At 40.0% G+C, this 26,724-nt stretch carries 18 protein-coding genes; 10 read left to right on the top strand and 8 right to left on the bottom strand.

Annotation, left to right across the window (positions count from 1 at the left end; all coding sequences use genetic code 11):
• The coding region (locus tag M2448_RS10725) for a hypothetical protein (RefSeq protein ID WP_280645978.1) at positions 1–577 on the top strand (577 nt) is incomplete at its 5' end.
• A gap of 10 nt (positions 578–587) precedes the next feature.
• Positions 588–3,203: a hypothetical protein gene (locus tag M2448_RS10720; RefSeq protein ID WP_280645979.1), complete on the top strand. Its 2,616-nt coding sequence runs from the start codon at positions 588–590 to the stop codon at positions 3,201–3,203.
• A 4-nt stretch (positions 3,204–3,207) separates the two neighbouring features.
• Here the strand turns inward: M2448_RS10720 and M2448_RS10715 are convergent, their stop codons facing one another.
• Together M2448_RS10715 and M2448_RS10710 are read right to left on the bottom strand one after the other, a co-directional pair.
• The gene (locus tag M2448_RS10715) at positions 3,208–3,594 is read right to left on the bottom strand and encodes a hypothetical protein (protein WP_280645980.1); all 387 of its coding nucleotides are present in this window, start codon (positions 3,592–3,594) and stop codon (positions 3,208–3,210) included.
• Between the two features lie 14 nt (positions 3,595–3,608).
• Complete coding sequence (locus tag M2448_RS10710; protein ID WP_280645981.1) at positions 3,609–4,001, bottom strand: hypothetical protein; 393 nt, start codon at positions 3,999–4,001, stop codon at positions 3,609–3,611.
• 30 nt (positions 4,002–4,031) lie between these two features.
• Here M2448_RS10710 and M2448_RS10705 point away from each other — a divergent pair, with 30 nt between their 5' ends.
• The 3 genes from M2448_RS10705 to M2448_RS10695 all read left to right on the top strand — a co-directional run bounded on the left by M2448_RS10705 (position 4,032) and on the right by M2448_RS10695 (position 7,185).
• Positions 4,032–4,379 (top strand): hypothetical protein, encoded by a 348-nt coding sequence (locus M2448_RS10705; RefSeq protein ID WP_280645982.1) that lies wholly within the window; start codon positions 4,032–4,034, stop codon positions 4,377–4,379.
• Between the two features lie 716 nt (positions 4,380–5,095).
• Positions 5,096–5,476: a BlaI/MecI/CopY family transcriptional regulator gene (locus tag M2448_RS10700; protein WP_280645983.1), complete on the top strand. Its 381-nt coding sequence runs from the start codon at positions 5,096–5,098 to the stop codon at positions 5,474–5,476.
• Positions 5,477–5,478: 2 nt separating this feature from the next.
• Complete coding sequence (locus M2448_RS10695; RefSeq protein ID WP_280645984.1) at positions 5,479–7,185, top strand: M56 family metallopeptidase; 1,707 nt, start codon at positions 5,479–5,481, stop codon at positions 7,183–7,185.
• A 113-nt stretch (positions 7,186–7,298) separates the two neighbouring features.
• Here the strand turns inward: M2448_RS10695 and trxA are convergent, their stop codons facing one another.
• Both trxA and dnaE read right to left on the bottom strand, forming a co-directional pair.
• Positions 7,299–7,616 carry a thioredoxin gene (gene trxA / locus M2448_RS10690; protein WP_280645985.1) on the bottom strand — a complete coding sequence of 106 codons (318 nt, stop codon included), beginning with the start codon at positions 7,614–7,616 and terminating at the stop codon, positions 7,299–7,301.
• Positions 7,617–7,710: 94 nt separating this feature from the next.
• Positions 7,711–11,463: a DNA polymerase III subunit alpha gene (gene dnaE, locus M2448_RS10685; protein WP_280645986.1), complete on the bottom strand. Its 3,753-nt coding sequence runs from the start codon at positions 11,461–11,463 to the stop codon at positions 7,711–7,713.
• 820 nt (positions 11,464–12,283) lie between these two features.
• Between dnaE and M2448_RS10680 the strand changes: the two genes are divergently transcribed.
• Positions 12,284–13,273, top strand: coding sequence for a hypothetical protein (locus M2448_RS10680; protein WP_280645987.1), 990 nt, complete (start codon positions 12,284–12,286; stop codon positions 13,271–13,273).
• A gap of 10 nt (positions 13,274–13,283) precedes the next feature.
• Positions 13,284–15,665, top strand: a complete 2,382-nt coding sequence (locus M2448_RS10675; protein WP_280645988.1) for a hypothetical protein — start codon at positions 13,284–13,286, stop codon at positions 15,663–15,665.
• A 155-nt stretch (positions 15,666–15,820) separates the two neighbouring features.
• Here the strand turns inward: M2448_RS10675 and M2448_RS10670 are convergent, their stop codons facing one another.
• From M2448_RS10670 to M2448_RS10655, 4 genes are all read right to left on the bottom strand, one after another.
• The gene (locus M2448_RS10670; protein ID WP_280645989.1) at positions 15,821–16,672 is read right to left on the bottom strand and encodes a class I SAM-dependent methyltransferase; all 852 of its coding nucleotides are present in this window, start codon (positions 16,670–16,672) and stop codon (positions 15,821–15,823) included.
• A gap of 332 nt (positions 16,673–17,004) precedes the next feature.
• Entirely contained in the window at positions 17,005–19,362 is a 2,358-nt protein-coding gene (locus M2448_RS10665; protein WP_280645990.1) for a sodium-translocating pyrophosphatase, read from the bottom strand.
• A gap of 266 nt (positions 19,363–19,628) precedes the next feature.
• Complete coding sequence (locus tag M2448_RS10660) at positions 19,629–20,123, bottom strand: GNAT family N-acetyltransferase (RefSeq protein WP_280645991.1); 495 nt, start codon at positions 20,121–20,123, stop codon at positions 19,629–19,631.
• Complete coding sequence (locus M2448_RS10655) at positions 20,123–21,016, bottom strand: hypothetical protein (RefSeq protein ID WP_280645992.1); 894 nt, start codon at positions 21,014–21,016, stop codon at positions 20,123–20,125. The genes M2448_RS10660 and M2448_RS10655 overlap by 1 nt, the downstream gene beginning before the upstream one ends.
• A gap of 259 nt (positions 21,017–21,275) precedes the next feature.
• Here M2448_RS10655 and mdh point away from each other — a divergent pair, with 259 nt between their 5' ends.
• From mdh to M2448_RS10640, 3 genes are all read left to right on the top strand, one after another.
• Positions 21,276–22,217, top strand: a complete 942-nt coding sequence (gene mdh, locus M2448_RS10650) for a malate dehydrogenase (RefSeq protein ID WP_280645993.1) — start codon at positions 21,276–21,278, stop codon at positions 22,215–22,217.
• 559 nt (positions 22,218–22,776) lie between these two features.
• Positions 22,777–25,203: a carboxypeptidase-like regulatory domain-containing protein gene (locus M2448_RS10645; RefSeq protein ID WP_280645994.1), complete on the top strand. Its 2,427-nt coding sequence runs from the start codon at positions 22,777–22,779 to the stop codon at positions 25,201–25,203.
• A gap of 180 nt (positions 25,204–25,383) precedes the next feature.
• On the top strand, positions 25,384–26,532 hold the full coding sequence (locus M2448_RS10640; protein WP_280645995.1) for an iron-containing alcohol dehydrogenase: 1,149 nt from the start codon (positions 25,384–25,386) through the stop codon (positions 26,530–26,532).
• The last annotated feature ends 192 nt before the right edge of the window (positions 26,533–26,724 follow it).

Below are 26,724 nucleotides of genomic sequence, written 5' to 3'. Positions count from 1 at the left end.
CTATTTTATACGCGGCGTTCGACTATATCGGCCTAGTGAGGGAGCAAAGAATTATCTACAAAGTATTGCCGGACTTGCAGTAGATACTTATACACTATCAAATTTTGCAATGGCTTTAGATGGCAGCCCTGTTATAACGGGGGTAAGTAATAGTGCTAATGCACATTATTCTTACAATTCTAATGCACATACCGAGAAGTTAGTAAACAATGATGTTTACAGAACTAGTGCCACTTACGCCAATACAGGTGCTATTCGCTGGTTTGGTCCTTATAAATATCAGACAAATAATGCAGATGATGTAATAGTAAGTGGATTTCAAGTTGAGCTTGGAGACACTCCAACTTCTTACATCCCCACTTCCACTACAGCCGCAACCCGTGCCGCCGATCTGCTTAGCTACAATTTGCCTGTAGCCTGCTCGGTATATATGAAAACAACCAAACAAAATGTGGTACTCGATAAAACAGCAGGAACATGGAACATAGATCAGGACTTGAACAACGAGGGTATTTTATATCTCGCTGTATTCGACCGCATACTGACTGATAATGAAAAAGCAAGTTTAACAGCGTAAAAAAATAGCTATGCAAATATACAACCCGAATAACGAATTATTGCTTGACATTCCGGTAGACGATGCAAGCTACTGCCTTGTCGAAATTATGGGGGCTAACAGTTTAGAGCTTCGTTTCTCACTGCCCGAATTTGTGCCCATTATTGAGGGCTCATATTGTGACTTCAAAGCAGAGCGCTACTGGATGCCACGCGCTGTAGACTATGTAAAGGAGCACAGCCAAAAGTTTAGCTACACGCTGAGCCTTGAGGGCGCTATTTGTTTTCTCAAGTCTACCAAGTTCAAGTTTTTCGACTATGTGACAGACAACGGGCTGATAAAGCCTACAAGCCCTTTTACGCTAAAGTTCCCGTTAACGGCGACCCCGCGCATGGCTGCCGATCTGCTGGTAGCAAACTTGAAGCTCAAATACCCGCAATATGCTTGGACGGTGGGCGACTGCATCGACAGCGAACCCGTTGTCATGGATTTTAACCACGATTTTTGTTACGATGTGCTGCCTAAGCTTGCCGATGCCTTTAATACCGAATGGGAGCTTGACAAGTTTACGCTCAATATCGGCAAGGTCGAGAAAATGAAAGATTCGGCTATCGACCTGTCCTATGGTTACGACAACGGCATACTTGGCGGTATTCGCCGCTCGCAGTTCGACAGTTCTCGTATTATCAACCGCGTGTATATTGAGGGGGGCGACCGCAATATAGACCGATCTACATACGGCAACGGCACTTTGCTGTTACCCAAAAACGAGCTTATAACTTACGAGGGCATAGATTATAAAACGGATGCTTCGGGCTCATACTTGGAGCGCGCCGAGCCGCTGGCTGGCGAAGAGGACAGCCTCGACGTGTCGAAGTTCTACCCTAAGCGGGTGGGTACGGTTTCGGCAGTAGAAGAGATAAACGACCAGCAGGGCTTTTATAACATCATTGACAGCAGCATACCCGACGACCTCGATTATTCTAAAATGATTATCGCAGGCGAGACCATGACGCTGATATTTCAGACGGGGCAACTGGCAGGCAAGGAGTTTGATGTAAATTACATACATGCTACCCGAAAGTTCGAGCTTGTACCTATCGACGATAATGGGCTGATATACCCGCAGGGCAATATCATACCCGCCATAGGCGACACGTATGCCGTTTTTCATATGCGTATGCCTGATAACTATATCACCCTTGCCGAAACCGAAGCGCTACAGGAAACGGTTAAGTACCTGTGGGAAAACGAGCAACCGCAATATTCGTACCGCTGGCCGCTCGATGGCATATACGCTAAGAGGAACTGGGGCGAGATACGGGGCTTTCTCAATATCGGCTTCTTTGTACGGTTCTCAGACCCTCAGTTCCTGCCCGATGCGGTAGATGTGCGCATAGTAGCGGTAAAAGAACCCGTAAACGACCCGCAAAGTCCTGAGATCACCATAGCCAACAGCATAACAAGCCGCACACTGGGTGCAGTGATCAACGAGATACCGACACAGCAGCAGGCGGTAGACCGCAAGGACAGAGAGGTAAAGGAATATGCAAAACGGAATTTTAAGCAATCGAATGAGACTTTGCAAAAACTTGCTGATGCGATGCTCGATTTCGAGGGGTCTATTAAGCCGATAGCTATACAGACAATGATGCTGCTTATAGGTGACGAAAGCTTACAATTTCGTTATGTAGATAACAAGGACAATCCGGCTACTGTGCCAAGCGGCATATATTACGATCTGTCTGATAAACGGCTGATATGTCCTGTAGGCATTATACAGCATATGACGCTCGGCATTGTTTCGCTTTCTTCAAGCCACAAGCCAAATGAGTATAAGTTTTGGGACACGAAAGCCTATCAGTCAGATGTGCTGACAGATACGCATAAAAGCTATTTTTTATATCTAAAATGTTCCAAAACCGACTATTCCGATGCTGGCTACCTGATCAGCGAAGACGGCATAAAGATGGATGCTGTAAATGATTACTATCATTTTCTTGTTGGCATTCTCACCAGCGAAGACGAAGAGGGCAGCCGCTTGTTTACTGAGGTGTTTGGTTTTACAGAGATTTTGCCCGGCAGGATTACTACAGATAAGATTATAAGCAGTAACGGAAACAGCTATTTTGATCTGTTAAACAATCAACTCAAAATAGGAGACGACAACCGCTATTTAGCATGGAATGTTATTACTGGCTTACTCGAAATAATGAACGCTGATATTGTTGCAAATGGTAAGTTCTCGACAAAAGACCCTGCCAATAATTTTAGGTTAGATTTTGAGGGGGCAAATCTCGAAGTATTTAGCCTTAGTGAAACGAATAGTGTCGGAAGAGTAGAGGGGAGCGTTGTCCTATCAAAATATGATTCTTCGGGGGCTACTGTTGCCGCTCCAAGTGCAATATTTGCTTCAAAATGGGGGCAAAACACAAATTTGTTCTTAACGGGTATGAGCTTTTCAGGTAGTAGCAATAATGATACTCGGCGCATATTGATAGACTGGGGCGATGGGCGCTCACCAACATATAAAAACTTTCTGATTTTTGTACTAAAAGGATTACCTAAGATGGATAATCCGATAGGTGTACTAGAAGCAGGACAATTATATATAGATAGTAATAACTTTATAAAGATAGTGCCTTGAGTATTTATTCTGGCCAATCCGACACCTCTATACCTGATGTATTATTGTCAATTATTATTACATTTTTTTGATTCTTCGTAAGAATGTGTGGGTTTTTAGAACGCCACCACATTGTAGTATTTGTAAAGAAATATACCCTAGTCAATGTATCAATATCAACTCTGATTTCGGGAGAATAAACACCCTTTGTAAGTTCTCCCAAATCACCAAGTTTCTTACATTTTCCGTCTTTAGTATAATATCCGGCTACGCAGTTTTTTAGAACGTTTGAAGTTTCAACAGTAACGACAAAGCTTGTATAGTCCTGTTTTGGTTCAATGTCGTTGTCATCGTCTGAGCTACAGCTAACAAATAGGGTTGCAAGTAAGATAAGGGTAAATAGTTTTTTCATGTTGTAGTCAATTTTTATTTATCAGCGGTAAGCTCTTTATATTTATTGTCAATGTTTTCTATTATTTCAGCCGGATTGCTTAAATGTTCGCCGCCGGATATATCGAGGCTGTCTTTTGTATATAATACAAATTCTTTAGGGCTTCTTACTTTCATAGGCTTACCCGCTTTCATTAACCGTTCCTCTGTCATTTTTGAAGCATATATGCTTCTGAAAAATTTATCAACAGCGATACAGTAGGCAATAGAATCGTTTTCAGCCTCAAAAACATCTCCATCGGATATAGTTATTTTGGGTTGTTCAAATAGGTCGTAGTCGTCCAAAACCTCAATATACACATACTGATTGCTTCGATGGCAAGAAACAAGTGAGAAAACAAAAACAAATAAGACAAATATCTTTTTCATTACGATTAAAACTTAAAACTCTGTAAATATATGAAAATAATTTATAACAAATGGCTACCGCCTAAAAGGTTTGATGCTATCAATCTGTTCGGGTATCTCTTTGCACGTTATGGCATAAAGGTCTCAGGGCGTACCATACAGCACGAAAGCATACATAGCAGGCAAATGCGCGAAATGCTCTATCTTTTCTTTTATTTGTGGTATGGGGTAGAGTGGTTGATACGGCTGGCACAGTACCGCAATGCCATGACTGCATACTATAACATATCATTCGAGCGTGAAGCATACGCCAACGACCGCAGCGAAAACTATCTCACAGCTCGCAAAAGCTGGGCATGGTGTAGATATTTGAAAAAGGAAAGAATCATTACTTCATAAAACCACGTTTAAAGTATATTTAAACTGTAATTAAATGATAATTCTTGAGCGTAAAATGTAATATTCTCATAGACCTTTTACCTCTCATATATACTATAAAGGTACAAAAAACTATTGTAATACACAAGCATTTATAGCATAAAAAAGCGCTTTATTTCGTCATATTTCAACGATAATAGAGCGCTTGGAGTATTGCATCATTTTTATTATTTTCGTGCACATTTAGTTTTTAAAATGTGTACTTTTAGATTTTTCGATTATAAATATATTGATTTTTTGTAATCTTTGTAAGGTTTTAGTTAAAATTATCTCACGCGAAGACGCAAAGACACAAAGAAAAATACTCGTAACTTGTAACTGCCCATAGGGCGAGGAATTGAATTGAAAATAGACGGAGTCAAAATCGCTGAAGTGGATACGAGGCAAACTCGTAACTTTTGTAATCTTTGTAAGGTTTTAGTTAAAAACTAGTGTACTAGATTATAGAGTTATAGTATACTAGAAAAATAGAAATAAAAACTAGCAAGCTAGTAGACTAAAGACTACTAAACTCGTAATTTTTGTCAGGTTTTAGTCAAAATATTTTCATCGGTTTTGTCCTATTCTAAGATATTTGTATCTTTTGACTAAAAAAATAGACTAAAAAATATTTAGTCTAAAATAATAGACGTATATTTACCATATAATTTTGAATTAGAAAGTAAAACTTAAATAACATGCAACTAACCAAAGCCGAAGAACAGATAATGCAGATATTGTGGACTCTAGGGGAAGGAACGGTACAAGATATACTGAAAGAATTTACCGATAGTAAACCTGCACGTACAACGATAGCTACAATATTGACCATACTTGAAAATAAGGATTTTGCCACACACCGTAGTGAGGGACGCTCCAATATATACAGAGCAACTGTAGCCAAAGATGAGTATTCCAAGAAACAGCTTTTCGGTTTCGTAAAGAACTATTTCGATGGCTCGTTCTCGTCTATGGTGTCTTTCTTTGCCAAAGAGAGTAACCTGACTGTAGAAGATATGGACAAGATGCTTGAAGACACACGCAAAGCCCTTGAGGAAGAAAACAACAAAAAGGACTGATTATGGAAACATTCATCATTTACATAGCTAAAACAGGCATTTGTCTGGGGATATTTCTTGTAGTATATACGCTATTCCTGAGAAAGACTACCTTTTTCAAGTTCAATCGTGTTTTTCTGCTGGTCGGGTTTATTACATCACTTGTTATTCCGGCTATCAAATATACTTACGATGTAGTCGTAAGCCTGCCTGTCGCATTCGATACGGAAAGTACCGAAACTGTAGCTCCAATTGCCGAAAGTCAAGCAATCAGCATCTGGACTATACTATCCGCTTTTTATCTGATAGGAATATCGTTTCTGGTAATACGAAACATCTATACATACAAAAGTCTGTATGGACTCATCCGTAACGGACAAAGATCGCAGGGCAACGGTTATAAAATAATAGAGAATAAAGACATTAAGTCACCCTTTACCGTACTGGACTATATACTCATAAATACAAGTAACCTGAGCAACACAGAAAAAGAGCTTATTCTGAAACATGAAATAACGCATATAGATCAAAAGCACTGGATAGACCTCTTATGCAGCGAAAGCATGCTCCTGCTACAATGGTTCAACCCTCTGGTTTGGGTTTATGTCCATCTGCTGAAAGAAAATCATGAGTTTCTGGCTGATAAGGCAGTCATCGATTCGGGCATTTCTCCTGCATTGTATCAGGCTGTACTTATCAATCAGGAGTTCAGGGGTCCTGTATTCTCTTTCTCCAATTCATTCAGTTATTCAAAACCACTAAACCGCTTGAACATGATAAAGAAAGCAAAAAGCGCATCGTGGAAAAGAATCGCTACATTGATTGTCATTCCTGCATTCGGTGCTTTTATATGGGTTTCGGCAACACCACGCTACATCTTCGATCAACCTGATGTGTCTGAAATACTGAAAGATAGCGTAGATATGAATCTATCGATAATAACTGATAGCAAGGATAGTGTGAAGCAAAAGCAGTTCATAATTATCGGGCACAAAGATAGTGTTGTCAACAATACATTGAAAGTACAGGCAACATTCGAATCAGACGACAACAACCCCATAGTAATTGTAAACGGTAAGCTAGTGTCTGATGCACAGGAAGATAATAATGGTACAATTTCGATCTCTACAAAAAAAGATTCATTAAATCCGAAAGTTACTCACGACAAAATTAGATCTATCCAGTACGATTCTGATAATAAAGACAATAACGATGAAAGCATCACAAAAGGTAAACCTGTAAAGATCAGAATAAACGGAGTAGGCGCATCTTCGGAAGAATTGCCATTGATAATTGTAGATGGAAAAATCGTACCTAATAATAAAATGAGCAAGATATCTCCTGATGATATAGACCAAATGAATGTATTGAAGGGTAAGTCAGCTATAAAAACTTATGGAGAAGAAGCTAAAAACGGAGTAGTACTGATCTATACAAAAGAATATGCAAAAGACAATCCAAAAAGTGATAAGGCAAATAAAATGACAATAATACCCATTGGTTCGAGCAAGAAAAGCAGCATACATGTTACGGCAAGTCCCGATTTCAAAATCAATGATGCTCTGGTTATTATAGATGGCAAGGAAGCTTCTGAAGCTGAACTGCAATCAATAGATCCGGCTACTATCGAATCGGTAGAGGTATTTAAAGACTCAAGTGCAACAGAACAGTATGGCGAAAAAGGCAAGAATGGAGTAATAGTTATCAAGACAAAAGCTCCAAAGAACTGAGATAGTCAACCAAACACTATATACATAATTACAATTTCTTTCATTGAAAAAGGCTGCCAACTCAATAGTTGGCAACCTCTTTTCGTATCTCAGTTAGTATAATGAAAATCTTGTTATTTCAACAGGTTTTCAACTTTCTCTGCTAAAACAGCTTTCTGTGCTGCTCCAACTTGCTTGTCTACAACTTCTCCGTTTTTGATAAACAGGATTGTAGGTATATTGCGGATACCGTATTTAGAAGTGATCTCATCATTGTTGTCAACATCTACTTTCCCGATAGTAACCTTTCCCTCGTACTCTGTAGCCAGTTCTTCTACGATAGGACCTACCATGCGGCACGGGCCGCACCATTCTGCCCAAAAATCTAATACTATAGGCTTATCCGATTTCAACAAATCTTCAAATCCTGCATCTGTAACTTCTAAAGCCATAACTTTTGTCTATTTGTTTTTTATAATTATTTATTATTTCTATTTGCTTGTTTTGCCCTGCAAAGGTAATTAATCTATTTAAAATATGAAAATTTCAATTTACCTTAAATACAAAACTTTCATTTTCTATCAGATAATCAATTAGTTCCTGTTTCACATTTATTTTCATACTGCGTGAAAACAAATCTACTTTCATATTGCGTTCGCCATCGACTACCTGAAAATATAACAATGAATTACCCGGATTGTTTTTTGTTAAAGTAGATAATTCTTCTACCATCTGATTATTCATATCATGCAATGGTAAAGTAATTGTTATTTTCTCTATCAATCTGTCTTTCACATCAGGCAAAAGCTGGATAGAGTTTATCTTAAGCTCCAGCTTGTTTTCGTCATATCTTGTACCTTGCACACGGCCTTTTATAAACACATATAATCCGGGACGGCCGTATTTACCGAAATTGATATAATTATCGCCGAATAAAGGTATCTCTCCGCTACCTGTAAAGTCCTCAATCCGTAATATCATATATGGCTTGCCGTTTTTTGTCATCCCCTCGCGAATACCGGTTACAAGGCCACCTACAGATACCTCTTTATTCTTCAATGCGTCTTTATCCTCTATTTCAGACATGCCCACATTGCATACATAATTTAGTATAAGCTTATAGTCATCCAACGGGTGAGCCGATAAGTAAATACCAATCAGTTCACGTTCTTTATTTAGACGCTCCAGATCAGACCATTTCTCCACCTTCGGTATTTCGGGACGGGCAATATCGAAAGACCTATCGTCGCCGAACAATGAGTTTGCAGCCTGATCCTTATCTACCTGGTATTTATTCCCATAACGAATAAGCAAATCGATAAAAGTCTCACCTTTAGTACTGATACCAAAGAACTGCTCTCTGCTGACTTCCGGAAAGGCATCAAATGCTCCGGCTAATGCCAAAGATTCTATATTCTTCTTGTTGCATGAACTAAGGTTTACACGTTCTACAAAATCGAATACATCTTTGAAAGGGCCGTTTTTCTCCCGTTCTTCAATTATATTCATTACGGCACCTTCTCCGACTCCTTTCACTGCGGCCAGCCCGAAACGAATATCTCCGACTTTATTCACAGAGAATTTCAGAAATGATTCGTTCACATCAGGGCCAAGTACATTCATGCTCATGGCTTTGCACTCATCCATAAACTTGGTAATTTCCGTTATATTGGATAAGTTACGAGAAAGTACAGCAGCCATATATTCCGATGGATAGTTGGCTTTCAGCCATGCGGTCTGATAAGCGACCCACGAATAACAGGTAGCATGGGACTTGTTGAAAGCGTATGATGCAAACTTCTCCCAGTCGGCCCATATCTTTTCCAGTGTCTTTTTATCGTGTCCGTTTTTCATACCTCCGGCAAGGAATTTCTCCTTCAAGGCATTCATCTTATCTATCAGCTTCTTACCCATCGCCTTACGCAACTCATCCGACTGACCACGAGTAAAGTCGGCAAGCAAACGGGAAAGCAACATGACCTGTTCCTGATATACTGTAATACCATACGTATCGTTCAGATAACGTTCCATGACAGGGATATCATAAGTTATCTCTTCCTCTCCATGTTTACGGGCGATAAAGGAGGGTATATAATCCATTGGTCCCGGACGATACAGGGCATTCATGGCTATCAGGTCTTCAAATTTGGATGGTTGCAGCGCTTTCAGGTACTTCTGCATACCGGCAGACTCAAACTGGAACGTACCTGTAGTCTTACCCTGACTGTACAATTCATATGTCTTCGGATCTTCAAGGGATATGTTATCTATATCGACTTTTTCACCTGTCGTATGTTTTATATTATCAATGGCTTCCTTTATTATAGAAAGGGTTTTTAGCCCCAAGAAGTCCATTTTTATAAGTCCGGTTTCTTCAATCACCGTACCCTCATATTGGGTAACAAGAATGTTCTCACCTGTCTCCTTATCTTCTGCCGTACTCACAGGTACAATGTCCGAAATAGCCTGCTGCCCGATAATGATTCCACAGGCATGTACACCTGTATTTCGTACATTACCTTCGAGCATCTGCGCATATTTGAGCGTATCACGCATCACAGGGTCACTACTGCTCGCTGCCTCTTTTAGTTCGGGCACATATTCTATTGCATCCCTCAATGTCACCTTCTTTTTATCGGGAATACGGTCGGGAACAAACTTTGCCAGACGGTTCGATTCTGCCAGTGGAAGTTTTTGCACGCGCGCTACGTCTTTTATCGCCGACTTGGTAGCCATTGTACCGTATGTAATAATGTGCGCCACGCGCTCCTGTCCATACTTATCAGTCACCCATTTGAGTACCTTACCGCGTCCGTCGTCATCGAAGTCGATATCAATATCGGGCATCGATATACGGTCGGGGTTAAGGAAACGCTCAAACAGTAAGTCATATTTGATAGGGTCTATATCTGTGATTCCCAGACAGTAAGCAACAGCCGAGCCCGCAGCCGAACCACGTCCCGGACCTACGGCAACACCCATATCGCGGGCTGCTGCGATAAAGTCCTGAACGATAAGGAAGTATCCGGGAAAGCCCATCGTTTTCATTACATCTAGCTCAAAATCGAGACGCTCTACAACCTCAGCATTTCTGTCTTTCCCGTAACGCTTGTCGGCTCCGATCATGGTCAGATGGCGCAGATAATCCGCTTCCAGTTTTATTCTGATCACTTTGTCGTATCCGCCCAGACGCTTATATTCCTGTTCTCCGAATTCTTTTATCAAATCTTCTTCCGAATACATTATCTTGTATCCCTCTTCTGTACCGAAAGATGCATCTATGGTAAAGAACGGCATCAAAGCATCGGAGTCTATCGAATAAAATTCTACCTTGTCAGCTATTTCCTTTGTGTTTTCCAATACTTGTGGCACATCGGCAAATATCTGGCTCATCTCAGCTTTAGTTTTCAACCATTCCTGCTTCGTATAACGCATACGCTTCGGATCGTCAAAATCTTTACCGGTACTCAGACAGATGAGGCGGTCGTGAGCATCTGCATCGGTTTCATCTACAAAGTGCACATCGTTGGTTGCGATTACTTTCACGCCCATTTTTTCACCGATACGCAGCAGTTCGGCATTCACATTCTGTTGTAAAGGATAAGCTTCGCTATTGGCATCGGGGCGGTTTGTCTTATGGCGTTGCAGTTCAAGGTAAAAATCATCGCCGAACAAGTCTTTAAACCATTGTACCGATTTCTCAGCCTCTTCCATATCACCCGATTGAATCTTTTTGGGTACCTCGCCCCCCAGACAGGCGGTGGAGACAATAAGCCCTTCATGATATTTCTCCAACAATTCCTTATCGATACGGGGACGCATATAGAAACCTTCAGTCCAACCATGCGATACCATTTTGATCAGGTTCTTATATCCTTTCAGATTCTTCGCCAGTACCACGAGATGCCAGCCACTCATATCGGGTTTCCCTTCTTTATAATGTCTTCCCCTACGAGCCACATAACATTCGCACCCTATAATCGGCTTGAATCGCTTTGCTTCTTCTTCGTGTATTTTGTTTTTAAGTTCGCCTATCTTTTCTGAGTTTTCAGCAGATGATTCTTCTTTTTCCAGTTTTTTTATCTCCGCCTTCAACTCCTTTATAGTGCCATCATATTTTGAGTTCTTCTTTTTTACATAATTGAAAAACTCTTTAATACCGAACATTGCCCCATGATCCGTAAGCGCGATAGCTTTCATTCCATCGGCTATGGCCTTATCTACCAGATTAGGGATACTGGCCTGACCATCGAGTAACGAATATTGAGAGTGAACGTGTAGATGTACAAAATTATTCATATCGCATTTTCCTCTTTTTCTGAATACGTAAAGTTACGATAAATAGCTCCGACAAGAAAATAAAACAAATGGCAGTTTTCAACAAACAGTAGCTTTTAAACTTTTCATTCTAACAACCAGTATATTAAAGAATATTGCCTGCACATTTTAACTAAAACCTGACAAAAATTACGAGTTTAGTAGTCTTTAGGCTACTAGCTTGCTAGTTTTTATTTCTATTTTTCTAGTATACTGTAACTCTATAATCTAGTACACTAGTTTTTAACTAAAACCTGACAAAGATTACAAAAGTTACGAGTTTGCCTCGTATCCACTTCAGCGATTTTGACTCCGTCGATTTTCAATTCAATTCTTCGTCCTATGGGCAGTTACAAGTTACGAGTATTTTTCTTTGCGCCTTAGCGTCTTCGCGTGAGATAATTTTAACTAAAACCTTACAAAGATTACAAAAAATCAATATATTCAAAGACCGCTTTCATTGGCATATCAGCACATTACCAGATTAGCTCATTGATATCTTATAGATAAATCTTTTCATTCTTCATATTTCCTTCTATTTTTGAATCGTTAATTTTCTGTTGCTGCAAAACTGTTATATCTTTATAACTTTGAGTAACTGTTTAAATTTGATTGGCAATCTTATTTTGTGTTATTTCAAATATATTTTTTTCTTTTTATTCGCAGGTTTAGCGGGCTAAACCAAGAGTGAAAAGTAGAAAATAGAGAAGAAAGAAGAAAAATAAGAGCCAAAGAATAATAGGAAACAGTTATATGAAATATTTTCGCTCAAATTTAAACAGTTACTGAATATATACTTTGCATGAAATACTTACTGTTGCTGATTTTTGGAGGATCATTGTTTATAACAGGCTGCCACAAGCCTGAAAAACATCCTGTCGATTTTTATTATTGGAAAACAAACATATCATTAGGCGATACAGAGAAAGAATATTTTAAAAAGCTTAATAGTAAGAGATTATATCTGCGTTTCTTTGATGTAGACATCAATAACGATTGGATAGAGCCAAAAGCTAAAATACGGGCATTCGATTCAAATGAGCTTGATACTGAGTATGTACCCGTAGTATTTATTACTAACCGAACCTTTCTGGATATAAGCGAATATTCGATAAAATCAACAGCAAGGAATGTATCGGAATTGATAAACCGAATATGTGAAACGAATAACATATCTGATATCCATGAAATACAGATAGACTGTGACTGGACTGAAAGCACAAGAGTTGCTTATTTTACATTCCTGTCTTTGTTAAAAGAAAAAACAGGTAAAACAATATCGTGTACGCTTCGTCTGCATCAGGTGAAATACAGGGAGACTACTGGAGTACCGCCTGTAGAGAAAGTAGTGTTGATGTGTTATGCTACCTCCGACCCTACCGACGATTCCGATAAAAACTCAATACTGGATATATCCCTGTTGAAGGACTATACAAAGAATATAAATTCGTACCCTGTCGATTTCGATGTAGCCCTACCTTTATACTCTTGGGCTATAGTAACAAATCATTTGGGGAAAATAAAATTGTTGAATAATGTTACCCAAAATGATATGGACACTACATTTTTCCGGCAGGTAAACAATAATGAGTTTGAAGCGAAAGACGATTTCTTCTTTCAGGGAGTATATATGAATAAAGGTTTTATCGTAAAGACAGAAGGTATCTCGTCTGAATTGTTGAATGAAGCCAAACAATACCTTGACGAAAAAATAAATAAAGATTACAATATCATATACTATCACTTGGATAAGCCACTGTTGGAAAGGTTTACTATAGATGAACTCAAATAAGTCTGCAACTATGAAAAAGATACTTTTGTCATTCATATTTATCGTATTGCTTGTTAACAGAACATTTGCCTGCGGAGGAGGCGATGATTACTACGACGGAGGTTATTACAACCTGTTTATGCAGGAAATAATAGATGATCCGCAATATTATCCTTTCCTGCTTACACTGGCTTATGCCTATTATGAGCCTGATGCTCCGGGAAGTATCAGCAATGAAAATATAGAAGAATGGGCTAAATATTGGGGGACGGGCTATAGCGAAACCCGCTATCTGGTATTCAATGTATCAAAAGAGGCTTTAGATAAGATCATAGCAGGCAGAAAAACAGATGATGCCAAACTAGCCTTCCTTACACCGGCTTTTGCAAAAAAACACAAGGCAGCATTAGAATATCTGTCTTATGCAAAATACCTTGAACCATATATGTCTATCAAATCGTCCGGCTCTAGCTGGTACTACTATCCCGAAAACACGAATAGCGCCGATATGCTTAACTATAATGAAGTAACCCTGTATCTGCAAAAAAAATGGAAATCATTACCGGATAAAGAACTGAAATTGCGCTACGGGTATCAGCTTGTTCGTTTTGCCCACTATAGCGGGAGATACGAAGATGCTGTTAATTTCTTCAATACCTATGTAGAGCCTCTCAATCATAAGCCTGCTATGTATTACCATGCCCTATCGCAAAAAGCAGGAGCAGAAAGGGGATTAGGCAACATAATGGATGCCAATTATAACTTTTTCAGGGTATTTTCTAATTCGAAGAATCTGAAACAAATGGCAGTAACCTCACTGAAATTTACTGAAGGACTTTCTGTAAAAGAATTTCTGGATCAGGCTAAGACAGAAAACGAAAAGAATGATGCCTATCTGCTGCTCGGATATTTTGCATTCAGCAATCCATTGAATGAAATAGAAAAGATCGTGAAAACAAGCCCCGATGCTATTCAGGCAAAAGTATTGATGGCAAGAGCCGTAAATCTGATAGAACGGGAAATGATTCCTTCCTATTATTACAGAGTAGATCATAGCAATATGCAGGACAAGCGCTACCCTTTGCCTTCCGATAACAAAATGATCACATTTTTAAGAAATACAATGGCTCTGTCAAATAAGATGGTCGCATCCGAATCGGTAAAGGATAAGAATTTCTGGTATCTCACAACTGCTTATCTTCATTTTTTAAATAAGGATTTTACCTCGGCAAAAAATTATCTGGATAAGGTAAAAACGGTAGATGACAAATATAAGGTACAGACTCGAAATCTGAATATGTATATAGATATATGCGAACGTCCTGCTATCGGCATGGAAGATGAAATATATATATATTCCAGATACAAAGATGTGCTGAATCCCTCTGCCCAAGAAACGCTGGGAGAGAATGAGAGGTATATAAATTACAGTACATACAACTTTGTAACCGATATATTGGCTAACCGATATTATTTACAAGGCGATTATGCTAAGTCGTTCCTATTACATCACAATATAAAAGAGATGGAAGAAAATCCTGATCTGGGGCTATTAGATGCAATAGAGTCTTTTTATCGCAAATCAGGAAAGAATGATCTGGAAAAGCTTATTATAGAAAATATTACTCCGCCCGATGATAAAAATCTGAATATCATATCATATATAAACCATGTCAGAGGTATTGCATACCTTGCGAATGCCTATCTGGAAAAAGCACTGGATGCATTCAATAAAACCACACTTGCCGATAATCGGACTATATCAAGCAATATATTCGGATATAACAAGATAGAATGTTTCGAGTGCGAAGAAGATGAAGTGATGGTCTCGGATTACCTGAAGGACTTTCCGTACATAAATGATATGATGAGTATAAAAGAAATAACCGAAACGCTTATAAAACTGAGAAATGCGGGGCAGCAAAGCGGAGAATTGGCCGCTAAGGCAAACTACCTGCTTGGTAACTTCTATTACAATACTACCCGTACAGGATATTTCCGGCATGTATTGCGATTCGACCGAAATAATAGCAACTGCTGGAAATATAATTTACAAGAAAAGGAAGATATATACGGCACTCAGAATATATATTTTAAGTCGTATCGCACATATTACAATAATAATGTCGGAGAATCTTCAGGCTATCTGCAAAAAGCTTATGAACAAGCTCAAAACAGAGAGCTAAAAGCACGCATTGCCTTTGCTCTATCCAAATGTGAGCAGGAAGAATATTATGATAGGAATGATGTTGGCTATTATTACAAATACAATAATAATAAAGGCGATGACGGCATTCTCATCACGAAGAGGCAGTATTTTAAAGAACTGGCTAAATATAAAAACACGAAGTTCTATGACCAGACTGTCACATGGTGTAAATACTTCGACTATTATGTAACTAATTGTATGTAAATCGGATCGGTAATTGAAAGTATTATTTCAACCACAAATTCGCTTTATTAATAAACAATGCAGGCATTCTAAAATACCTGCATTGTTGTAAATAAAGATCAAATGCCCTTTTCTTCTTCACCTCATCTACGAGTTTTGAAAAGGATTTAACTGATTCATTGTCCTACCTTTTTAGCAATGAAAAACGTATAACCGTAGAATTCTTTATACTTGCTGTATAGTTCTCCTTCATAAGATTGCATAGCGTTGAATTCTTCGGCAACTTTATTTCCTGCATATTTAGCAAGGAAAATTTCCTGTGCCTTTACTTTCTTGGCAAAGTAATGCTCTGTCCAACAGTTTTCAGGCAGTATAAAGGTTGCTACAGGAAGATAACCGGCCTTGTGAATCTTGGCTATCTGATTAGGAATAGTATCTATTTCAGGATATGCGTCTACCCAGAAGTTATGAATTTCTGCCGGACGTTCATCCGTAAACCACGAACTCTCCGACACAGCAATATATCCTCCTGCTTTCAGATATCTACGCCACTCGTTCAGCCCCCTTTCGAAACCGATATTGTAAATGGCTCCTTCACTCCAGATGAGGTCTAGTTCTCCCTCCTGAAAAGGCAGATCGTCCATTGAGCCAACAATGCCTTTTACCCTGTCGTGCAAGCCAGACTGTTCGGCATTCCGATTGAAGATGTCAATAAAATCGGGGAACAAGTCCAGTCCGGTAATCTGTCCGGGTACGTGCTGTGCCAATGTCATTGTCTGTCCGCCTGTACCACAGCCGAGATCGGCAATAAGAGACTGGTCGGTGAGATTATCTATAAAACTCAGCGCTTTAATGGTTACCTCCGGGCTTCCGGGCCCTTGTCGTTCCATATTGGAGAAAAATTCACAGATTAAACTTAGGTCGAATTCATGAATTGTCCGATTAAGCGAGGACGAAGCAAATTCATTTGCTTGGTCGAGTGTGAAGTCATTGGAACTTGGTTCAATAGTTTTATTTTCGTTACTCATTATTTTAATGTATTGTGCATACAAGGAAAGCACAACAATGCTTTCTACAATGTACGCAGATTTTTAATAGAATTATAATAATACAAGAATCACTCCCGAAAAGAACTATTCGAGAGAGAACGAAAGGACAATCTGTATAAGAAACACAGATTGTTTACTAAACCAAATCCGACTTAAATGTTTTTGTCATCATGCAAAGGTACATAATATTTTGTTTGGCTGAAAACATTTGTATCACGAGAATCTACAAGGGAAGCACAATCATCTAATTATTAAAAACATAGGGAGAGAATTCCAGATCCTCTCCCTTTATTTATCGTTTTTAGTTATGTTTATTCTTTAACGATTCTCATCTGATAGAATGAGCGATACACAAATACCAGAGCTACAGCGAGAAATATAAGTCCTGCTATCCATTTGTAATATCCCGGTATCTCTATGGCTATTTCTACAGCCAGTAGTCCGAACAGGGTAGAGAACTTGATAATCGGATTCAGAGAAACAGACGATGTATCTTTATACGGATCGCCCACAGTGTCGCCTACAACTGTTGCAGCATGCAGGTCAGTATTTCGCTCTTTTAGCTCCACTTCTACAATCTTTTTTGCATTGTCCCATGCACCACCTGCATTAGCCATATATATAGCCTGAAACAGCCCGAATACGGCTATAGAGATCAGGTATGCCACAAAAAAGTTAGGGTCGATGAACGCAAAAGCCAATGTGATGAAAAGTAGTGCGAGGAAAATATTCCACATACCCACTTGGGCATATTTCGTACATATTTTCACCACGGCTTTCGAGTCTTCAATATCAGCTTCCTCCTTGTTCAGATTAATGTGTTTCTTTATATATTCAACAGCACGATAAGCGCCTGTAGTTACGGCTTGCATAGATGCACCGGAGAACCAATAAATGACCGATCCGCCACAAATGAACCCCAGCAGCACAGGGGCAGCTATGAGGTCTATGTTGAGTATGCCAAGTTTTTCCAGTACCAGAATGATGGAAAATATCATCGTGGTAGCTCCTATAACGGCAGTACCTATCAATACGGGTTTAGCTGTAGCTTTGAACGTATTTCCTGCCGAATCGTTTTCTTCCAGATATTCTTTCCCTTTTTCAAAGTCGGGTTCGAATCCGAATTCCTTTTCTATTTCGGCAGATATATTCGGTAAATGCTCGATACGTGAAAGCTCAAACACCGATTGCGCATTGTCTGTTACCGGCCCATAGCTATCTACAGCAATAGTTACCGGCCCCATACCCAATAGCCCGAATGCGACCAGCCCGAATGCGAAGATAGACGGATGCAACATTATATCGCCCAGTTCTTGCATAGAAATGAAATAAGCCACTGCCATCAGTAAAGCAATAGTAAGACCTTTCCAGAAGGCACTAAAATTACCGGCTACCATTCCCGACAAGATATTGAGAGAAGGGCCTCCTTCGCGAGATGCAGTCACCACTTCTTTCACATGGCGCGAAGATGAGCTTGTAAATGCCTTCGTCAGTTCCGGTATTACAGCTGCGGCAAGAGTTCCGCAACTGATAATAGATGCCAGTTTCCACCATAGCCCGCTAGGCATTTCTTTCAGCATGAAATAGCTCGCGATATACGTGGCTACAATAGAGATAACGGAAGTTATCCATATAAGGGCAGTCAGAGGTATCTCAAAGTTGAATTTCAACGAATTTCTGTATTTTGCGGTAGCAATACCCTGATTGATGTAGTAAGAGAGAATAGAGGTGAACAGCATCATCAGACGCATAACAAAAATCCATACAATAAATACAGCCTGATATTCTACGTTGAGTACCGCAAGTACGATGAATGATATCAGAGCCACACCTGTAACCCCGTATGTTTCGAATCCGTCGGCAGTAGGGCCTACACTGTCACCGGCATTGTCGCCCGTACAGTCAGCTATCACTCCCGGATTGCGCGGATCGTCTTCTTTTATATTGAAGACAATTTTCATCAGGTCGGCGCCTATATCGGCTATCTTAGTAAAAATACCACCTGCTATACGCAATGCCGATGCTCCCAGCGATTCACCTATGGCAAACCCGATAAGGCATGCACCCGCCATATCGCCCGGAACGAACAGGAGGATAACAAGCATCATTATCAACTCTACCGTAATAAGCATTACACCTACACTCATGCCGGCTTTCAGCGGAATACTCACCACATCCCAAGGGCGTTTGCGCAAAGAAGCAAAAGATGTACGCGAATTGGCCAGTGTGTTGATGCGAATACCATACCATGCTACACCGTAAGAGCCCAGTATCCCAAGTACCGTCCAGAATAGAACGAAGATGAGGAACGTTACCCGGCTCACTTCTCCTTTTGCTACGATTTCGGGGCTCGATAAGAATCCGAAATAGATAAGCATAACTACTGAAATAATGATCAGCAGATAAAAAAGAAACCTGCCTTGTTGCAAAAGATAGGTTTTACACGTTTCGTAGATTGTCTTTGAAACGTTCAGCATCGAGCTGTGCACAGGTAGTTTCTTGATGTGGAAATATTGAACTAAACCGAATGCTATTCCAAGCAACAGAATTAAAAGACCCCATAGGAGGATATTATAACCACTTCCCAGATCGGGAACTTTTAAGTCTGCTTCACTGGCCATAAGGCTTAGTGGAAACAAGAGCAGTGAGAGGGACAATAATTTCTTCATGCGTACTGATTTTTAATAGATTATAAAATAAGTACAATAAAATTATACAAAACAAACCAACTCTATCACTAGTTAAAACAGGCCTGCTTTTTATAGTTTTATTGTTCTTTTTCTCTTAGTTAACATAGCAAATATAATATAATTATTAACAAATATTATACCCGATGCTATTTTTTACTAAAAAAAACGAAAAGATGTATGATTTATCAAAACCATATCTTTTGATGTAGATACAACAGACAGGAAGGAATTATTGTTTTATTCGGTCAGAGTTTTTTATTCATCACATAGTCTTGCATCAGAAATCCGTTGCCTATATCTATGTCTTCGCTTCGAGCTATTTCAAAGCCCATACGATTATAGAAATTGATCGCTTTATTGAAGCGGTTTACATTCAGCGACAATTCTTTGTTGCCGTTTTCTTTGGCTTTCTCCGTTACTGCCTCTATGAATGAACGCCCCACGCCTTTTGTACCTTGCAGGGAAGGAAGGACGTATATTTTATGGATTTTGGTGGCATCTGTATCTTTGTAGTTCAATTCGTAGGAAACATATCCGAGATACTCGTCACCATCTTTTGCCAATAAGTAGTGATGCCCGTTGTCCATCTGGTTTTCGAGAGAATCAGCACTATACATCATTTCCATCATGTATGCCGTCTGTTCTTTTGTTAATATCTCCTGAAATGCCAGAGGCCAGATTTTGTCAGCCAGCAGACGGATAACGAATATGTGGTCTTTCGATGCTTCTACTATCTCCATTAGTCTTCCATTGTAAAGGATTTCATACCTATACGGTTTCCGTCGGCAAATATATCTATACGATAGGTACCCGGCATCAGGTATTCTTCTACATTCCAATACATAGTTACACCGACTTCTTCACCACCGTATTCTACTATTCTTTTTATGGAATAATTGATATCCCTGTTTTCGAAAGCAAATGTATTTGTGCGGCTTTTGGTGAGTACGTCATTGTCCGGTTTCATTATGCGTACGTAAATGGTACGTTCACCCGGTTCGGCTGTAATATTTTTAGTAATGGCAAAGTTTATAATTAGTTGCTCTACCTTGCTTATCTTCTTCTGCACCTTTCCTTTGCTGTTTGTTGCCTGCACACTGATATTTGTAGCATCCAGTTTAGCGGCCAGCGTTACCTTTTCTGTCAGGTTCTCCTTTTGCTGGGTCACCTCGTTCAGAGTTCGGGTAGTTTGTTGGTACTTATCGGTGATCTCTTTCTTCTCCTGTCTGAGCTGCTCATTTGCCCTGTTGAGGGAATCTATCTGTACGATGTATGATTTAAGTACCTGTCGCAAGGTAGAAAGTTCTTTATTGAGCCTGCTGATTTCCGCCTTATTTTCCGCTTTTACGGTTTTCAGTTCTTCCAGCAAGCGTTGTACTTTAGCCTGTTCGTTTGTTAGTTTTTGTAGTAACGAGTCGTTTTTGATATTCAGTTTAAACCCTTCATACTGCATGGAGAGATTCTCATATTCGTCTTCAAGTTGTTGCTTGTTCAGATTGCTCTCCTCCTGTAGTTCTTCTATCTGGGTTTTCTGGTTGAATATAAAATAGCCTGCAATTCCCATCCCAATAATCAGCAGAATGATTACAGCTACCAGTATTTTAGTATTATTGCTTTTCTGTTCTGTGCTCATAATAATGTTAAATTACAACGCGGATACAAATATAAAAGTTTTTAAGCATATCAAACAATAGCTCGGCAGGCTTTCGCTTTTTTTAATATATCACTGTATTTTTGACCGTTAAAATCTTTATTTTTTCAGAATAAGCATGTACATTTGCTAGCCTTTTTTTGAGATGCTGGATAGTATCCGTACCATCATGGTTTACATTATGCAAAGGCGTGAAACATACGTATAATTTATTAATCACAATTATAAAATAAAAATTATTATGTCTAAAGTAACAGTTGTAGGTGCCGGTAACGTGGGTGCTACATGTGCAAATGTGCTGGCTTTTAACGAAGTGGCCGATGAAGTAGTGATGCTCGATGTAAAAGAGGGTGTTTCGGAAGGAAAAGCAATGGATATGAACCAGACAGTTCAACTGCTTGGATTCGACACCCGTATCAAAGGTGTAACCAATGATTATGCAGCTACTGCAAATTCTGATGTCGTTGTTATCACATCAGGTATTCCGCGCAAACCGGGTATGACCCGCGAGGAACTGATCGGAGTAAATGCCGGTATTGTGAAAAGTGTAGCCGAGAGCATACTGAAATATTCACCGAATGCTGTTCTTGTTATTATCTCTAATCCGATGGATACGATGACATATCTGGCATCGAAAGTTACAGGACTTCCTAAGCATCGCGTTGTAGGTATGGGAGGAGCGTTGGACAGCTCACGTTTCAAATATTACCTGAGCCAGGCTTTGGGCTGCAACCCTAACGAAGTAGAAGGCATGGTGATCGGCGGACACGGAGATACCACAATGATTCCTGTTACACGTCTGGCTACATATAAAGGTATTCCTGTATCGGAATTCCTGTCGAAAGAAGTTCTCGACAAAGTAGTTGCCGACACAATGGTAGGTGGTGCTACGCTTACAGGACTACTCGGCACATCGGCATGGTATGCTCCGGGTGCTGCGGGTGCTTACGTAGTAGAGGCTATCCTACACGACCAGAAGAAAGTTGTACCTTGCTGTGTTACCCTTGAAGGAGAATACGGGCAAAACGATATTTGTATCGGAGTACCTGTAGTATTAGGCAAGAACGGTTGGGAAAAGATCATCGATATAAAACTGACTGCCGACGAAAAAGAAAAATTCGAAGCTTCGGCTGCTGCTGTTCACAAAACAAATGCTGTATTGAGAGAAACCAACGCTATCTAACTGATAGGTTCTGTGATAAAAAAGTAAGGAGGGTGTGTCTGATCACACCCTTTTTAGTACTTTTTTGTCTGTTACTTAGAGCCTGCTTTTGACACACCTCCAACAACATTGCCATTCATTTTAACTAAAACCTTACAAAAATTACGAGTTTAGTAGTCTTTAGTCTACTAGCTTGCTAGTTTTTATTTCTATTTTCGAGTATGCTATAACTCTATAATCTAGTACACTAGTTTTTAACTAAAACCTGACAGGAGTTACAAGTTACATCGCCCTACGGGCAGTTACAAGTTACGAGTATTTTTCTTTGCGCCTTCGCGTCTTTGCGTGAGATAATTTTAACTAAAACCTTACAATCTTTACAAAAAATCAATATATTCAAAGACCGCTCCATCGGCTTATTGGCACATTACCAATTTAGCACATTGATATACTATAGATAAACTTCGCCAATACTTATTACATATTTTATACCGAAAAGAAGAGTAGCAGGCATTATATCGGAATAAATAGTTTGTGCACCGAAAATATATCCATAAATTTGCACATTATACAAACTTCTATGACTAAAAGGAATCTATTATTTCTGTTCATACTCTTTTTATTATCGTCTTCCTTGTATTCACAACAAACAGGAAGAATAGCGGGTATCGTTACTGATACGAAAAACAAGCCTTTAGAGCATGTTTTGGTTTCGCAGGAGAAAACCCGCAATACAACTACAACAAACAACAAAGGAGAGTATTTCCTGACAGCAAGTACAGCTGGCGATTCCGTTAAAATATTATTTACCCTTATCGGCTATAAAAAGCATCTGTACATAATACCGAAGTTTACCGAAGGAATGGTAATAAACGTAACCTTGCAGGATGACGATAAAGAACTGAAAGCCGTTACCATAGAAGGAGAAAGACCCATAACGACTGTGATAGAGCGTGTAGACTATCTGGCAACACGACGTGCGGCAAACCCATGGAGCAGTATAGAATCGTTACTTGCAACAATGGGGGGAGTAAGTTCTACAAATGAACTGAGTTCTCAATACACTGTTCGCGGCGGTAACTTTGATGAGAATATCGTATATGTAAACGGTATAGAGATATACCGTCCCCTACTTGTACGATCGGCACAGCAGGAAGGACTTAGCTTCATCAATCCCAATATGGTACAATCCGTCGGATTCAGCGCCGGAGGGTATAGTGCCGAATATGGAGACAAAATGTCGTCGGTACTCGACATCACCTACAAAAAACCGAAAAGGTTTGAAGGTGCTGTTTCAGCCAGCTTGCTTGGTGGCGATGTTTATGTGGGAAGCTCATCCGGGCGTTTTACTCAGATATCAGGTGTAAGGTATAAAACCATCCGTTCGCTGATAAGTAAAACTGATACCAAAGCTGAATATGACCCGTCATTTCTCGATTTTCAGACATATATGACCTATGCCTTATCGTCGAAATGGGAGGCCAGTTTTCTTGGCAACTATTCACATAATACATATAAATTCACTCCTACTACTCGCGAAACTAAGTTCGGCACACTGATGACTCCGCGTACATTTATGGTACACTTCGACGGATGGGAAAAAGACCGTTTCCTTACCTATCAGGCTGCACTGACGATGAAAGGAAAGATAAACGACAAGTTGAACATCGGATTCACTGCGTCTACATTTGGCTCTGATGAGCAGGAACGATACGATATAAGCGGGAGCTACGAGCTGAAAGAAACAGACATCACAGGAGAAAACAACCCTGATTTGCAGCCTACGCTGGGAATAGGTAACTATCACGAGCATGCACGCAACAAACTGGAATCGAATGTCTATACATTTTCTCATTTTGGAAATCTCAGGCTCGACAAACATTTACTAAAATGGAGTTTGAGTTTTCAGAAAGAACGGATAGAAGACAAAATAAAGGAGTGGGAAATGCGCGACTCGGCGGGATATTCATTACCCAGTACCGGAACGGATGTCAACCTGTATTCTAACCTGAAAGCGGATAATAAAATCAATCCGTCACGTATATCCGGTTACGTACAAGACACCTATACATTCGACACCGACAAAGGGATGTTTATACTGAATGCAGGTGTACGCGCCAGCTACTGGACATTCAACGAAGAACTGATCGTCAGTCCGCGCGGAGCATTGGCTTTCGTGCCAAAAGCGATCCCCAATCTGTCGGTACGTGTTGCCGGAGGTGTGTATTATCAAGCCCCTTTCTATAAGGAATTTCAGCGTATTGTGAATATAGGTGGAAACAATGAGGTGGAACTGAATAAGGATATAAAATCGCAGAAATCATATCATATCGTTCTCGGTGCCGATTACTACTTCGGAGCTGATACAGAAACCAATACACCACCATTTAAATTATCGGGTGAATTGTATTACAAAAAACTGTCAGACCTGATTCCATATACTGTCAACAATGTAAAAATACGGTACACTGGCGAAAATACGTCCAGTGGTTATTCTATGGGTGCTGACTTCAAGCTCTATGGCGAATTTATTCCGGGCGCAGATAGTTGGATCAGCTTCGGACTGATGAAAACCCAACAGGATATCAATGGCGTGAAGGTTCCACTACCTACCGATCAACGATTTAATTTTGCAATGTTCTATCAGGATTACTTTCCGGGATACGAACGCCTGCGTATGAGCCTTCGCGGGCTATGGTCGGGAGGATTGCCTATCTCTGCACCCCATAAGGGATATGAGAGCGGATATTTCCGCACCCCGTCGTACAAACGTATCGACATCGGATTCTCATGGCTGGTACTGGGCGAAGACTTCGATATACGCAATAGGAATTCGTTCTGCAAGGCATTCAAAAACATCTGGTTGGGCTTCGATATTTTCAATCTGTTCGACATAAACAACACCAATACATACTACTGGGTGTCTGACATATACAACCAACAGTATGCCGTACCTAATTACTTGACGGGAAGGCAATTTAATGTAAAACTGGTAGCAGAATTTTAAGTCATGCGAATCAGAGGTTGAGATGATATGTTCGATACAATATCAACTACAGATTGGCATAGATCATAATTTACTCTGGATATTCATCCCTGCTTTTTTAACTTCTTTAATAAATAAAAGATCACTATATCTTTTAAAACGAATACCTTTGCTTCCACAATAAAAACATCAGATTAAATTATGGAGAACTTTTCATTCGTCAATCCCGTAAAGATCATATTCGGGAAAGGAACAATCAAAAAAATCGCAAACGAAATTCCTCCGGGAAGCAAAGTATTGATAACATACGGAGGCGGAAGCATTAAGAAAAACGGAGTTTACGAACAAGTAGTTGAGGCTCTGAAAGGCTTTGAGACATACGAATTCTCGGGCATTGAACCCAATCCGCACTACGAAACTTGTATGAAAGCTGTAGCACTGATAAAAGAAAAAGGAATTGACTTTTTGCTATCAGTTGGTGGAGGTTCGGTATTGGATGCAACCAAATTTATTGCAGCAGCAGTATGTTTCGAGGGTGGCGATCCGTGGAAGATATTATCAGAGGACAGTCCGGTAACTAAAGCGTTGCCTTTGGGCGATATCATCACATTGCCTGCTACCGGTTCGGAAATGAACAACGGAGGAGTTATCACCCGTGTAGAGACACAGGATAAGCTCTCATTTGCATCACCTCTCACCTACCCTAAGTTTTCGGTACTCGACCCTACCACTACGTACAGCATGCCTCCACGCCAGATAGGAAACGGTGTTGTAGATGCTTTTGTGCATGTAATGGAGCAATACCTTACCTATAATGAAGGTGACTCGCTGATTCAGGACAATATGGCCGAAGCCATTGTAAAAACATTGGTGGAAGAAGGCCCTAAAGCACTTGTAACACCAGAAGACTACGACGTACGCGCCAATCTGATGTGGGCTTCTACATGGGCGCTCAACGGATGGATAGGCTGCGGAGTACCTCAAGACTGGGCTACACATATGATAGGACACGAAATAACAGCATTTTACGGACTCGATCACGGACAAACACTTGCTGTCGTACTACCGGGTATAATGACTGTACTGAAAGAGCAAAAAGGCAAAAAAATTACCCGACTGGGCAAAAACGTGTTCGGCATAGAGGGTGATAACGCCATAGAACGAACAATCAAAGCCGTAGAGAACTTCTTTGAATCTGTAGGTGTGAAAACACATCTGGGAGATTACGGACTGGGAGACGAAGCCATAGACAAGGTTGTGAACCGTCTGGCAGAACGAGGATGGAAACTCGGCGAATGTCACAATATTACGGCTGATACAGTAAGGGAGATACTGATTCTGAGAAAATAATAGACAGAACATATATAATAAAGCAGGGTTGTCAAAAGAAAATTCAGGTTTCTTTATATCATCCCTACCGAAAAGAAGGATCTCTTTTGAGAAAAGAGATCCTTCACTAATATTCAGATCGTGCTATTTTACTTTTGACACATTCCGCCTCAGTCGGAAAGCCACACAAAGCACTGTAGGAACAAACCCATG

Source organism: Dysgonomonas sp. PF1-14 (assembly GCF_029892965.1).
In the GTDB taxonomy this organism is placed as follows: domain Bacteria; phylum Bacteroidota; class Bacteroidia; order Bacteroidales; family Dysgonomonadaceae; genus Dysgonomonas.
This window is presented reverse-complemented; position numbering and strand designations above follow the sequence as displayed.

Excerpts from the sequence above, each read along its gene's own strand:
- M2448_RS10645 (WP_280645994.1), top strand. The coding sequence starts at position 22,777 with ATGACTAAAAGGAATCTATTATTTCTGTTCATACTCTTTTTATTATCG.
- M2448_RS10665 (WP_280645990.1), bottom strand. The coding sequence starts at position 19,362 with ATGAAGAAATTATTGTCCCTCTCACTGCTCTTGTTTCCACTAAGCCTT.
- M2448_RS10705 (WP_280645982.1), top strand. The coding sequence starts at position 4,032 with ATGAAAATAATTTATAACAAATGGCTACCGCCTAAAAGGTTTGATGCT.
- trxA (WP_280645985.1), bottom strand. The coding sequence starts at position 7,616 with ATGGCTTTAGAAGTTACAGATGCAGGATTTGAAGATTTGTTGAAATCG.
- dnaE (WP_280645986.1), bottom strand. The coding sequence starts at position 11,463 with ATGAATAATTTTGTACATCTACACGTTCACTCTCAATATTCGTTACTC.
- mdh (WP_280645993.1), top strand. The coding sequence starts at position 21,276 with ATGTCTAAAGTAACAGTTGTAGGTGCCGGTAACGTGGGTGCTACATGT.
- M2448_RS10660 (WP_280645991.1), bottom strand. The coding sequence starts at position 20,123 with ATGGAGATAGTAGAAGCATCGAAAGACCACATATTCGTTATCCGTCTG.
- M2448_RS10700 (WP_280645983.1), top strand. The coding sequence starts at position 5,096 with ATGCAACTAACCAAAGCCGAAGAACAGATAATGCAGATATTGTGGACT.
- M2448_RS10655 (WP_280645992.1), bottom strand. The coding sequence starts at position 21,016 with ATGAGCACAGAACAGAAAAGCAATAATACTAAAATACTGGTAGCTGTA.
- M2448_RS10670 (WP_280645989.1), bottom strand. The coding sequence starts at position 16,672 with ATGAGTAACGAAAATAAAACTATTGAACCAAGTTCCAATGACTTCACA.
- M2448_RS10710 (WP_280645981.1), bottom strand. The coding sequence starts at position 4,001 with ATGAAAAAGATATTTGTCTTATTTGTTTTTGTTTTCTCACTTGTTTCT.
- M2448_RS10720 (WP_280645979.1), top strand. The coding sequence starts at position 588 with ATGCAAATATACAACCCGAATAACGAATTATTGCTTGACATTCCGGTA.
- M2448_RS10675 (WP_280645988.1), top strand. The coding sequence starts at position 13,284 with ATGAAAAAGATACTTTTGTCATTCATATTTATCGTATTGCTTGTTAAC.
- M2448_RS10715 (WP_280645980.1), bottom strand. The coding sequence starts at position 3,594 with ATGAAAAAACTATTTACCCTTATCTTACTTGCAACCCTATTTGTTAGC.
- M2448_RS10640 (WP_280645995.1), top strand. The coding sequence starts at position 25,384 with ATGGAGAACTTTTCATTCGTCAATCCCGTAAAGATCATATTCGGGAAA.
- M2448_RS10680 (WP_280645987.1), top strand. The coding sequence starts at position 12,284 with ATGAAATACTTACTGTTGCTGATTTTTGGAGGATCATTGTTTATAACA.
- M2448_RS10695 (WP_280645984.1), top strand. The coding sequence starts at position 5,479 with ATGGAAACATTCATCATTTACATAGCTAAAACAGGCATTTGTCTGGGG.